General features: G+C 66.5%; 10 protein-coding genes. 9 read left to right on the forward strand and 1 reads right to left on the reverse strand.

Going from position 1 to position 11,809, the window contains the following annotated elements:
• Positions 1 to 1,185: a TRAP transporter substrate-binding protein gene (locus tag MWM08_RS05610; protein WP_244458485.1), complete on the reverse strand. Its 1,185-nt coding sequence runs from the start codon at positions 1,183 to 1,185 to the stop codon at positions 1 to 3.
• An 87-nt stretch (positions 1,186 to 1,272) separates the two neighbouring features.
• Between MWM08_RS05610 and MWM08_RS05615 the strand changes: the two genes are divergently transcribed.
• The 9 genes from MWM08_RS05615 (at position 1,273) to MWM08_RS05655 (ending at position 11,782) form a co-directional block, all read left to right on the forward strand.
• Complete coding sequence (locus tag MWM08_RS05615) at positions 1,273 to 2,019, forward strand: glycerophosphodiester phosphodiesterase family protein (protein ID WP_244458486.1); 747 nt, start codon at positions 1,273 to 1,275, stop codon at positions 2,017 to 2,019.
• Between the two features lie 93 nt (positions 2,020 to 2,112).
• Entirely contained in the window at positions 2,113 to 2,928 is an 816-nt protein-coding gene (locus tag MWM08_RS05620) for an ABC transporter ATP-binding protein (protein WP_244458487.1), read from the forward strand.
• Complete coding sequence (locus MWM08_RS05625; protein ID WP_244458488.1) at positions 2,925 to 4,829, forward strand: AMP-binding protein; 1,905 nt, start codon at positions 2,925 to 2,927, stop codon at positions 4,827 to 4,829. The genes MWM08_RS05620 and MWM08_RS05625 overlap by 4 nt, the downstream gene beginning before the upstream one ends.
• Entirely contained in the window at positions 4,830 to 5,723 is an 894-nt protein-coding gene (locus tag MWM08_RS05630) for a branched-chain amino acid ABC transporter permease (RefSeq protein ID WP_244458489.1), read from the forward strand.
• Between the two features lie 15 nt (positions 5,724 to 5,738).
• Positions 5,739 to 6,794: a branched-chain amino acid ABC transporter permease gene (locus MWM08_RS05635; RefSeq protein ID WP_423816013.1), complete on the forward strand. Its 1,056-nt coding sequence runs from the start codon at positions 5,739 to 5,741 to the stop codon at positions 6,792 to 6,794.
• Between the two features lie 41 nt (positions 6,795 to 6,835).
• Positions 6,836 to 8,122, forward strand: coding sequence for an ABC transporter substrate-binding protein (locus MWM08_RS05640; protein ID WP_244458491.1), 1,287 nt, complete (start codon positions 6,836 to 6,838; stop codon positions 8,120 to 8,122).
• Complete coding sequence (locus MWM08_RS05645) at positions 8,122 to 8,955, forward strand: ABC transporter ATP-binding protein (protein WP_244458492.1); 834 nt, start codon at positions 8,122 to 8,124, stop codon at positions 8,953 to 8,955. The genes MWM08_RS05640 and MWM08_RS05645 overlap by 1 nt, the downstream gene beginning before the upstream one ends.
• Before the next feature lie 74 nt (positions 8,956 to 9,029).
• On the forward strand, positions 9,030 to 10,613 hold the full coding sequence (locus MWM08_RS05650) for an acyl-CoA synthetase (RefSeq protein ID WP_244458493.1): 1,584 nt from the start codon (positions 9,030 to 9,032) through the stop codon (positions 10,611 to 10,613).
• On the forward strand, positions 10,610 to 11,782 hold the full coding sequence (locus MWM08_RS05655; protein WP_244458494.1) for an isovaleryl-CoA dehydrogenase: 1,173 nt from the start codon (positions 10,610 to 10,612) through the stop codon (positions 11,780 to 11,782). Before MWM08_RS05650 ends, MWM08_RS05655 begins: the two co-directional genes overlap by 4 nt.
• Positions 11,783 to 11,809: the final 27 nt, after the last annotated feature.

Genomic DNA, 11,809 nt, shown 5'->3' on the forward strand with positions numbered 1-11,809 from the left:
TCAGTCGGGCTGTGCCGTCACGCCGAGCGCCGGCGCGAGGCGCGTGTTCCAGGCGTTGACGCAGGCCTCGCCGCAGCGGCGCACCCAGCCGGGCAGCACGGTCTCCGTCAGAAGGCGCAGGCGGCGTGCCTGGTCGGCCTCGGTCACCGGGACGATGGCGACATTGCCGCGTCGCCCATTGGTGCAAGCTGCCTGGCCGGCGTTGCAGGCAAAGCCCTCGCCGGTCTCGATCTCGGCCGCGTCCCAGATTTCACGCTCGAGCCCTGCCAGTTCGGTGCGGATCAGGGTGCGGGCCCAATCGGGAAGGGCGTTCCAGGCGGCGCGGTTGGCGCCGAAGATGGACAAGCCCCAGGTGATAGCCATGCCGTGCATATGCGACGTGACCTCGTGCAGGCCGATCGCATTGGCGGAAAGCGTGCCGGTCACGGCGCATTCCACGACGCCGGAACGCAGCGCGGCCAGCGTCTCGCCAAAGGGTATCACCACGGGTGTCGCGCCGAGGGCGGCGAACATCTCGGACTGACCGACCGAGGACGTGCGTATGCGCCGCCCGGCAAGGTCGGACAGGCCGCTGAAGGCGGACCGGCAGAACAGCACCTGCGCCGGATAGGTATAGACCGCCAGCAATTCCACGTCGTAGCGCTCGGCGAGCAGTTCCTCCAGATGCGGACGATACAGTTCGACCGTGCGGCGCAGCGCCGTCATGTCCGGATTGACCGTCGGCAGGTCGACCGCATTGAACTCGGGTTCCTCGGTGCTGACGATGGCGAGCAGCGCCGTCCCGAACGGCACGACACCCAGCCGCATGAGTGCAAGCATCTCCTGCGCGCGAATGCCGCTGCGGTCGAAGGGCGCGATTTCGGCCTGGATGCGCCCACCAGAGGCCTCGGGTAGGCGGCGGCGCCAGAAGGGCTCCTCATAGCGCAGGTATTGGCTGACATCCGCCAGGCCGCCCACGATTTTCAGGCGAAGAGGCGCGTCGGCGGGCCCAGCGGCCTGGCTCCATGCCACGGAAGGCGACATCATCAGCAGCGCAGCCAGCGTGTGCCTGATCCATCGCCGCAATCCCGCTGTTCTGGCCATCGACACCTCCTGGGGTGCAATGCTGTGCGAAGCTTGCCACTTATGCGAGGAAAGTGTCACACATCCCGTTAATGAGCTTAGCAGGTCGGCCGCCTGCCCCAAAGGTTGTCGTGGGCAGACCGAGGCGCTGCTGGTCCTATGCGGGCCCGGCGACGCAGCCCACGCCGATCCCCCCTAGAGGTCCGCTTCATGACGCATCACCCCACCGCCATTGCGAGCCATCGCGGCGGCGCATTCCTTTGGCCCGAGAACAGCCTCACGGCATTTCGCGAAACCGCGCGGCTGCCGCTGGAGCAGGCGGAGTGCGACGTACACGCGCTGGCGGATGGCGAGGTCGTGGTGCTCCACGATGCAACGTTGGACCGCACGACCAACGGCGCCGGTGCCGTGGCCGCGCTCAGCGCCGCGCAACTGCGCAGCCTTCACGTGAAGGGGGGCGGCGGCGAAGCGCCGCCCTTGCTGGACGACATGCTGGACGCCTTGGCCGGCACCGCCGTCGCGCCGCGGGTTGAGATCAAGTCGGACGCGCAGGGGCGTGCCTATCCGGGCCTCGTGCCGCGCGTGCTGGCTGCGCTCGACCGCAAGGGTGTGCGCGCCGAAACCTGGATCATTGCCTTCGACGCGGAGGTGGCAGCCGCGGCAGCCGCGGCCGGCGGGCTCGCCGGCGTGGCGTGGCTGCTCGAGGACGTCACCTGGCGTGGGCTTGGGCTTCGCGGGACCATTGCGGTCGCGAAGGCTTACGGGTTTCCGGAAATCGGCGTGCACCAGTCCCGGCTCGATGCGGAGGCCTGCGCCGCGCTGCGGGCGGCAGGTCTGCGCATATCGGTCTGGGGCGCGAACCACGAGGCGTCGATCCGGCGCATGCTGGACCTTGGGGTCGATGTCCTGACGACCGATGACCCGCCGCTTGCGATCGCCCTTCGCGGAGCGCGCTGAACCCGGTGCTGCTGCCCTGCGCATGAAAGTTGCCACGAAGGCCCGCCGACCCATAACCTCCCCGGAGAACCAAGCCCTGGGAGGGTACGTCGAGTGGAGGCCGAGGCGCCGATTCTTGTCGCCGACCGCGTCAGTCTGAGGTTCGGCGGCGTCCGGGCGCTGACCGATGTCGCCTTCGATGTCCGCCGGGGCGAGATTTTTTCCATCATTGGCCCAAACGGCGCGGGCAAGACCTCCATGGTGAATTGCGTCTCCGGCCGCTATCGCCCGACCGAAGGGCGCATCCTGTTCGACGGCCGCGACATAACGCGCACCTCCACCAGCCGCCGCGCGGCCCTTGGCATTGGCCGCACCTTCCAGAACCTGGCGTTGTTCGGGCACATGACGGTGCTCGACAACATCATGGTCGGGCGCCACCACCTTCTGCGGTCCGGCTTCGTGCGGGGCATGGCCTATTGGCTGGGCGGTGCGCAGCGGGAAGAACTGACCCATCGCCGCGAGGTCGAGGAGATCATCGACTTCCTCGAGATCCAGCACGTGCGCAAGGCGATCGCCGGCACGCTCTCCTACGGGCTGCGCAAGCGGGTCGAACTCGCGCGGGCGGTCGCGGTAAAGCCGAAGCTGATCCTGCTGGACGAACCCATGGCTGGCATGAACCTCGAGGAGAAGGAGGACATGGCCCGCTTCATCGTCGACCTGAACGAAGAATGGGGCATGACCGTGCTGATGATCGAGCACGATATGGGCGTGGTTATGGACATCAGCCATCGCGTCATGGTCCTGGATTTCGGCAAGCGGATCGCCGCCGGTACACCGGCCGAGGTGTTGGCAGACCCGCATGTGAGGCGCGCCTATCTGGGCGAGGCCGACGAGGTCGTGCACGACGAGAGCGAGCCTGCCACGGCATGACCACGGCCGACCTCACGCTGCCGCGCCTGCTTCGCCGCAACGCGCGCGAGCACGGCCAGGACATCGCGATGCGCGAGAAGGAATTCGGCATCTGGCGGGCGCTGACTTGGTCGCAGGTCGCGATGCGAACGCGGGACATTGCCCTCGGGCTGCGTACGCTGGGCCTGCAGCGCCACGAGGTCGTGGCCTTGATCGGCGACAACCGGCCGGATTGGGTGATGGGCGAGATCGCAGCGCATGCGGTGCGTGCACGGTCGCTCGGCATCTATCGCGACGCGTTGGATGACGAAGTGTCTTATCTGCTGGCCTTCAGCGGCGCGGTTGCGGTGATCGCCGAGGATGAGGAGCAGGTCGACAAGCTGCTCAATGTGTCGGACCAGCTGCCGAGCCTGCGCCACATCGTCTATTGCGATCCGCGCGGCATGCGCAAGCACGAGGACCCGCGCCTGATCTCGATGGCCGACCTGCTGCAGCGCGGTGCGGCCGCCGCCGCCGCGGAACCGGGCCTGTGGGACAGCCTCGTGGACGCGACCGATGGGGAGGATGTCGCGATCCTGTGCACCACGTCTGGCACGACGGCGCGGCCGAAGCTCGCGCAACTCAGCGCACGCGCGCTGATCCGGCACTGCGAGGCGTATCTCACGGTAGATCCGAAAGGGCCGCAGGACGAATACGTCTCGGTGCTGCCGCTGCCCTGGATCATGGAACAGATCTACGTCCTCGGCTGGGGCCTGATCGCGCGCATGAAGGTCAACTTCGTCGAGGAACCCGAGACGATGATGGCCGATTTCCGGGAGATTGCGCCGACCTTCGTGCTGTTCGCACCACGCCTGTGGGAATCGATCGCGGCGGATGTGCGCGCGCGCGTGATGGATTCATCGCCGCTCAAGCAGCGCGCCTTCGCGGCCGGGATGCGGATGGGGCTTGATGCGCTGAAGGCCGGCGGGCGGTCGTCGATTGCCGACGCGCTGCTGTTCCGAGCCCTGCGCGACAGACTTGGCTTCACGCGCCTGACCTCGGCGGCGACCGGCGGTGCGGCCCTTGGGCCGGATACCTTCCGCTTCTTCCAGGCGCTGGGCGTGCCGCTGCGCCAGATCTACGGGCAGACGGAATCGCTCGGTGCCTACACGATCCATCGGGCGAAGGAGGTCGACTTCGACACCGTCGGTGTGCCCTTCGGCGACGGAATCGAACTGCGCATCCATGAACCCGACCAGAACGGCGTGGGCGAGATCGTCACGCGGCATCCCAACATGTTCGCCGGCTACCTCGGCTTGGACGATGTGGCCGACATGCGCGACGGCTGGATGCATACCGGCGATGCCGGATACTTCGACAAGCGTGGCCAGCTCGTGGTGATCGACCGCATCAAGGACATTGCGACGACGTCCGGCGGTAACCGCTTCTCGCCGCAGTTCATCGAGAACAAGCTGAAGTTCAGCCCCTTCGTGGCGGAGGCGGTGATCCTCGGCGACCAGCGTCCCCACCTTGCGGCCATGATCTGCATCCGCTTCCCGATTGTCAGCAAATGGGCGGAGCGCGAGCGCATCGCCTTCACCACCTACACGGACCTCTCCGCGCGGCCCGAGGTGCTGGAGAAGATCCGCGCCGAGGTGGCGCAGGTGAACGCATCCCTGCCCGAGGCGCAGCGCATTCGTGACGTCGTCCTACTGTACAAGGAACTCGACGCCGATGACGAGGAGCTCACCCGCACGCGCAAGGTCCGCCGCGGCGTGATAAACACGAAGTACGGCGACATCATCGAGGCGATCTACGCGGGACAGGACGCCATCCCCGTGGACACCACCATCGCCTTCCAGGACGGCACGAAGCAGCGCATCCGGACCGTCCTGCGCGTGATCCGCATGGATGGCACGACGGACCACAGGAAGGTCGCCTGAATGGACACGACACTGCTTTTTCAGCTGGTGCTGAACGGCCTCATCGTCGGCGCGCTCTATGGCGTCGTCGCGATGTCCTTCGTGCTGATCTACAAGGCGAGCCAGGTGGTGAACTTCGCGCAGGGCGAATTCCTGCTGGTCGGCGCCTGGGTCTGCTGGTGGATGCTGACGACATGGCAATTGCCCTTCTGGGCAGGGTTCCTGGTCACGCTCGCCTTCATGACGCTGTTCGGGATCCTGCTGCAGGTCATCGTGCTGCGGCCGTTGATCGGTGAGCCGGTCATCAGCGTCATCATGGCGACGGTCGGGTTGTCGATCTTTTTCCAGGCGCTAATGAAGTGGATTTTCGGCGTCTTTGCGCAGCCGTTCCCGCCGATCTTCACCGCCGAGCGCGTGAGCGTCATGGGCCTTGAGGTTCAGACCGTCTACCTCGCGAGCCTGGGCGTATCGGCCCTGATCATGCTCGGCTTCTGGTGGTTCTTCAGCTATTCGAAGCACGGGCTGGCGATGCGCGCGACGGCCTTCGACCAGCAGGTCGCGCAGTCGCTCGGCGTCAGCGTACCGAAAGTCTTCGCGATGTCCTGGGCGATCTCGGCGATGGTCTCGACGGTCGCGGGCGTGGTGGTGGGCGTGGTGAACGGCGTCTCCTCGGCTCTGTCCTTTTACGGCATCAAGGTCTTCCCGGCGGTGATCCTGGGCGGGCTCGATTCCATCGTCGGTGCGGTGCTGGGCGGGCTGATCGTGGGCGTGCTCGAAAACCTCGCGCAGTACGTCGACGCGCAATGGCTCAACTGGGGGAACATGTACCAGATCGCGCCATTCTACGCGCTGATCCTGATCCTGCTGATCAAGCCCTACGGGCTGTTCGGCACGAAAAACATCGAGAGGGTCTGACGCAGCATGACGTCGATGACCCCGGCGAGCGACTTTCGCACCAGTTACCGCGCCGACACGACGATCTTTCCGACGCGCAATTCGCGCATCGCCGCGATCGTCGGCGTAGGACTGCTGTGCGCGGCGCCGCTCGTGTTCGGGCGCTACGAACTCGGGTTGCTGATCACGATCGGGTTCAGCGCCATCGCAGCGTTGGGGCTGAACATCCTGGTGGGCTTCACCGGGCAGATCTCGATCGGCCACGCCGCCTTCTTCGGCTTCGGCGCCTTCGCCTCAGCGTTGTTGGTTGAATATCATGTCCCGGTGCCCATTGCGATCTGGGGGGCGGGGATCATGACCGCCCTGGTCGGCTTGGTGTTCGGGGCGCCGGCGGCGCGGCTGAAGGGGCTCTACCTCGCGATCGCGACGCTCGCCGCGCAGTTCATCCTTGAGGATTTCTTCGCCCGCGCGCGCTGGTTCTCCGGCGGCGTGGCCGGGCGCGTGACCGAGCCCTACGAACTGTTCGGCCTGCGCCTGGATCGGGAGGAGACGTATTTCTACGTCGTCCTTGCGCATGTCGTGATCCTGTTCCTCGCCGCCGCCAACCTAATGCGGACTCGCGACGGGCGTGCGTTGATCGCGGTGCGCGACCACTACCTCTCTGCCGAGATGATGGGCATCAACCTTGCCTACTACCGCACGCTGTCCTTCGGAATCGCGTCCTTCTACGCGGGCGTGGCCGGGGCGCTCTATGCCCACTATCTGCTGTTTGTCAGCGTTGAGGCCTTCAACATCCTCTACTCGATCCAATTCCTCGCGATGATCATCATCGGCGGGCTGGGATCGGTGATGGGCAGCATGATGGGCGCGGCCTTCATGGTGCTTCTGCCCGAGATCGTGCAGGCCGGTGCCGACCTTCTCGCGGGCAGTGCCATCGACCGCGCACTCAGGATCGGCGCGTCCATTTCCTTCCTGCGGGAGATGGCGATCGGTGCGGCGATCATCCTTTTCCTGATCTTCGAGCCCGATGGGCTCGCGCATCGCTGGAAAATGATCAAGGCGTATTGGAAACTCTACCCGTTCTCGCATTGAGGCCGGCCAACGGCCCACAACATCCAAGGAGGAGACTGACCATGAGGCTTCCGCTTCCCCTGCTCGCCGGCGCCCTGTTCGCCGCGGCGCCGGCCTTCGCCCAAGCACCGATCCCGGTCGGCCACCTGATGGACAATTCTGGCGCGACGTCGGATGTCGGCGTGCCCTACGGCCAGGGTGTCGCGGATACGCTCGCCTGGGTGAACCAGACGCGCAATGGCGTTGCCGGCCGACGCCTCGCGGTTTCCGGTTTTGACTACGGCTACCAGGCGCCGCGCGCCGTGAGCCAGTACCAGTCCTGGGCGCAGCGCGAGCGCGTGGTCGCCATCCAGGGGTGGGGCACCGCGGATACGGAAGCGCTGGTTCGCTTCGTCACGCGCGACCGGATCCCGTATATCTCTGGGTCATACTCGGCCGCGCTGACGGATGCCGGAGGGACGTCGCGCCGGCAGGGCGTGGAACCGGCGCCGTTCAACTTCTTCTTCGGCCCGTCCTACTCCGACGCGCTGCGCGGCATGCTGCAATGGGCGGCGGATGATTGGCGCGCGCGCGGCCAGCAGGGCCGGCCGCGCTACGTCCACATGGGGGCGAACCACCCCTACCCGAACAGTCCGAAGGAAGCCGGCGAGACGCTCGCGCGTGAACTTGGGTTTGAGGTTCTGCCCGCGATCCAGTTCGCGCTGACGCCCGGCGACTACACCGCCCAGTGCCTGACCCTGCGCAACCAGGGTGCAAACTACGCGTATCTAGGCAACACGGCTGGGTCGAACATCTCGGTGCTGCGCGCCTGCCAGACGGTCGGCGTGCAGGTGCAGTTCCTCGGGAACGTCTGGGGGATGGATGAGAACGCCATGAAGGCCGCCGGCACCGCCGCCGACGGCGTGGTGTTCCCGGTCCGCACGGGCGTGGTTTGGGGAGGCAATGCTTCTGGCATGGAGACGCTGCGCGCCATCAGCCGTGTCTCCGACCAGGCTGGCACCGCCTATCGCCCCGTGCACTACCTGGCCGGCGCCTGCGCCGCGATGCTGATGGTGGAGGCGATGGAGACCGCTGCCGCCAATGGCGGCCAGGTTACTGGCGAACGCATCCGCGACGGCTTTTACGCGCGGCGCGATTGGGTGCCCGCCGGCTTCCAGGGTGTCTGCACCCCGTCGACGTTCACTGCGCAGGATCATCGCGGCACGATGCGCGTCGCGCTGTACCGGGCGCGCGTGACGGGCAACACGGCCCAAGGCAGCGTGCAGGAACTGATGGCCGCCGGCACCATGGCGCTGCAGCCGGTCGCAACCATCGACCTGCCGCGCCGCGCCGACTGGCTCGGCTGGTGATGAGCGACGCCGCGCAGCAACCAGTGGCGAGGGCCGAGGCCGCCCCGCCGCTCCTCGAGGTGAAGAACATCGAGGTGGTCTACAGCGAGGTCATACTCGTGCTGCGCGGCCTGTCGCTTGTTGTGCCGCAGGGCGAGATCGTTGCCCTGCTCGGCGCCAATGGCGCGGGCAAGTCCACGACGCTGAAGGCGATCTCGGGCCTGCTCAAGACTGAGGAAGGCCAGGTTACCCGTGGCGACATCCTGTTCGGTGGTGAGCGCCTGAACGGCATCGATCCTGACCGGATCGTGCGCCGCGGCATCTTCCAGGTGATGGAGGGCCGCAGGATCATTTCCGACATGACCTGCATCGAGAACCTGCGCCTGGGGGCCTTCACGCGCCGCGACGGCGAGGTGGGTCGCGACATCGACATGGTGTTCGACTACTTCCCGCGCCTGCGTGAGCGCACCGGGCTCGCGGGCTACCTCTCGGGCGGCGAGCAGCAGATGCTAGCAATCGGCCGCGCCCTCATGGCACGCCCGAAGCTGATCCTGATGGATGAACCCTCGATGGGTTTGTCGCCGCTGCTGGTGAAGGAAGTCTTCGGCATCATCCGACGCCTGAACCGTGACCTTGGAATCACCATCCTGCTGGTCGAACAGAATGCGCGCATGGCGCTGTCCGTCGCCTCCTACGGCTACGTCATGGAGCAGGGCAAGGTGGTGCTGGACGGCACCGCCGCCTCGCTCGCGGAGAACGAGGACGTCAAGGAATTCTACCTTGGTGGCCATGGCGCCGAACGGAAGTCCTTTCGCAACCTGAAATCCTACAAGCGACGGAAGCGCTGGCTGTGACTGCAGCGGCTATTCTTCCGGCAGCCAGGACCTACGAGGAACTGGTTGCGCGTTTCCGTTGGTCGGTGCCGTCGATGTTTAACATCGCGGTTGCCTGTTGCGACCGTTGGGCCGATGGCAGCGGTCGGATCGCGCTGGTGCACGAGAGCGCGGGCGGTGACGTCGAGCGCATCACCTTCGATGCGCTGCGCGTGGCCTCGGCGCGACTGGGCAACGTGCTCAGGGCGCGGGGCATCGGTGTCGGCGACCGCGTCGCGGTGTTGCTGCCGCAGGGGCCGGAGGCAGCGACCGCACACCTCGCCATCTACCGGATCGGTGCCATCGCCGTGCCGCTGTTCCAGCTATTCGGACCGGATGCGCTGGAATACCGCCTGCGCGACAGCGGTGCGGCCGCGATACTGACCGACGACACCGGGCTCACGGCGCTCGCGCACCTGCGCGAAAGCCTGCCAGACCTGCGGACGTTACTGAACGCCGATGGCGCGCGTCCTGGCGCGTTGTCGCTTTGGCAAGAGGCCGAGCGCGCCAGCGACACATGCGAGCCCCACAATACCTCTGCAGATGATCCAGCGATGATCATCTACACATCCGGCACGACGGGATCGCCGAAGGGCGCGTTGCTCCCGCATCGCACCCTGATCGGCCACCTTCCGGGCGTTGAGATGCCGCAGGAGATGTTCCCGCACCCTGGCGACCTGTTCTGGACGCCAGCCGACTGGGCCTGGATCGGCGGGCTTCTGGACGTCCTGCTGCCATCGCTTTTCCACGGCGTCCCTGTGCTGGCTCACCGCATGGCCAAATTTGATCCGGAGCGCGCCTTCGACCTGATGGCCCGCCACCAGGTGCGCAATGCCTTCATGCCGCCGACAGCGCTGCGCATGATGCGCCAGGTGCCCGACCCGCGACGCTTCGGCCATCGCCTGCGCAGCATCGGCAGCGGTGGCGAGACGCTTGGCGCCGAGACGCTCGATTGGGGGCGCCATGCCTTCGGCCTCACCATCAACGAATTCTACGGCCAGACTGAATGCAACCTGGTCGTCGCCAATTGCGCGGGGCTGATGCCGGTGAAGCCCGGCTTCATGGGCCGGCCCGTGCCGGGCCATGACGTCGCGGTGATCGACGCCGCGGGCGTGGCGTGCGCACCCGGCGAGGAAGGCCGCATCGCGGTTCGTCGCCCCGATCCGGCGATGTTCCTGGGGTACTGGAACAATCCCGAGGCGACCGCCGCGAAGTTCGAGGGCGATTGGCTGGTCACCGGCGACACCGGCGTCACGGACGATGAAGGCTACATTCGCTTCGTTGCGCGCGCCGACGACGTCATCACCTCGGCCGGCTATCGGATCGGCCCCGGAGAGGTCGAGGATTGCCTGTTGCGCCATCCGGCGGTGTCGCTCGCCGCCGTGGTCGGCGTGCCTGACGCGTTGCGCACCGAACATGTCACTGCCGCGATCGTGCTACGCGACGGCATGGTTGCCGATGACGTGCTCGCCACCGAGATCCAGGGCTTCGTTCGGACACGGCTCGCGGCGCATCTGTACCCGCGGCGCGTGGTCTTCCTGGAGTCCCTGCCGCTGACCGCAACCGGCAAGGTGATGCGCGGCGCGTTGCGTCGTGAACTCGCCGAGAAAGCCACATCCCTCGCGGACACACCGACATGAGTGCAAACCAGATCCCCATGCTGGATTTCGGCCTGGGTGACGAGATCGACATGCTGCGCGACAGCGTGCGGTCCTTCGCCGATGCGCGCATCGCGCCGATCGCCGCCGAGATCGACCGCACCGACGAATTCCCGCGCCACCTGTGGCCGGAGATGGGCGCGCTCGGCCTGCACGGGATCACCGTCGAGGAGGAATACGGCGGCGCCGGCATGGGGTATGTCGCGCATTGTGTCGCCATGGAGGAGGTCAGCCGCGCCTCCGCCTCTGTGGGCCTGTCCTACGGCGCGCATTCCAACCTCTGCGTCAACCAGATCCGCCGCAACGGCACCGAGGAACAGAAGCGCCGTTATCTGCCGAAGCTGATCACCGGCGAACACCTTGGCGCACTTGCAATGAGCGAGCCCGGCGCGGGCAGCGACGTGGTCTCGATGCGGCTGCGCGCCGACAAGCGCGGCGACCGTTACGTGCTGAACGGGACCAAGATGTGGATCACCAACGCGCACTACGCGGAGACGATGGTGGTCTATGCCAAGACTGACCCCGAGGCCGGTCCCAAGGGTATCACGGCCTTCATCGTCGAGCGCGACTTCAAGGGCTTCAGGCCTGCGCAGAAATTGGACAAGCTCGGCATGCGCGGCTCGCCGACCAGCGAATTGGTGTTCGAGGACTGCGAGGTTCCGGCGGAGAACGTGCTCGGTCAGGTCGGCGGCGGCGTCCGCGTACTGATGTCGGGGCTCGACTATGAACGCGCCGTGCTCGCTGCCGGGCCGCTCGGTATCATGCAGGCCTGTCTCGACTTGGTCGTGCCCTATGTCCATGAACGCAAGCAGTTCGGCCAGGCGATCGGCGAGTTCCAGCTGATCCAGGCCAAGCTAGCCGACATGTACACGCAGCTCAGCGCCTGCCGCGCCTATGTCTATGCTGTGGCGCGTGCGTGCGACCAGGGGCGGACCTCGCGTAAGGATGCCGCGGGCGCGATCCTGTTCGCCGCGGAGGCGGCCACCAAGGCGTCGCTCGATGCCATCCAGATCCTCGGCGGCAACGGCTACATCAACGACAACGCGACGGGTCGGCTGCTGCGCGATGCGAAGCTGTACGAGATCGGCGCGGGCACCAGTGAAATCCGCCGCATGCTGATCGGCCGCGAGCTCTTCAAGGAGACGGCGTGAGCCACGTGCTTTCATCCAGCGTTGACA

It is taken from the genome of Roseomonas fluvialis, assembly GCF_022846615.1.
GTDB classification, from domain to species: domain Bacteria; phylum Pseudomonadota; class Alphaproteobacteria; order Acetobacterales; family Acetobacteraceae; genus Neoroseomonas; species Neoroseomonas fluvialis.

Bases quoted from the DNA above. Each gene is read 5' to 3' on its own strand.
- MWM08_RS05635 (WP_423816013.1), top strand. From the start codon at position 5,739: ATGACCCCGGCGAGCGACTTTCGCACCAGTTACCGCGCCGACACGACG.
- MWM08_RS05625 (WP_244458488.1), top strand. From the start codon at position 2,925: ATGACCACGGCCGACCTCACGCTGCCGCGCCTGCTTCGCCGCAACGCG.
- MWM08_RS05655 (WP_244458494.1), top strand. From the start codon at position 10,610: ATGAGTGCAAACCAGATCCCCATGCTGGATTTCGGCCTGGGTGACGAG.
- MWM08_RS05615 (WP_244458486.1), top strand. From the start codon at position 1,273: ATGACGCATCACCCCACCGCCATTGCGAGCCATCGCGGCGGCGCATTC.
- MWM08_RS05650 (WP_244458493.1), top strand. From the start codon at position 9,030: ATGTTTAACATCGCGGTTGCCTGTTGCGACCGTTGGGCCGATGGCAGC.
- MWM08_RS05645 (WP_244458492.1), top strand. From the start codon at position 8,122: ATGAGCGACGCCGCGCAGCAACCAGTGGCGAGGGCCGAGGCCGCCCCG.
- MWM08_RS05640 (WP_244458491.1), top strand. From the start codon at position 6,836: ATGAGGCTTCCGCTTCCCCTGCTCGCCGGCGCCCTGTTCGCCGCGGCG.
- MWM08_RS05630 (WP_244458489.1), top strand. From the start codon at position 4,830: ATGGACACGACACTGCTTTTTCAGCTGGTGCTGAACGGCCTCATCGTC.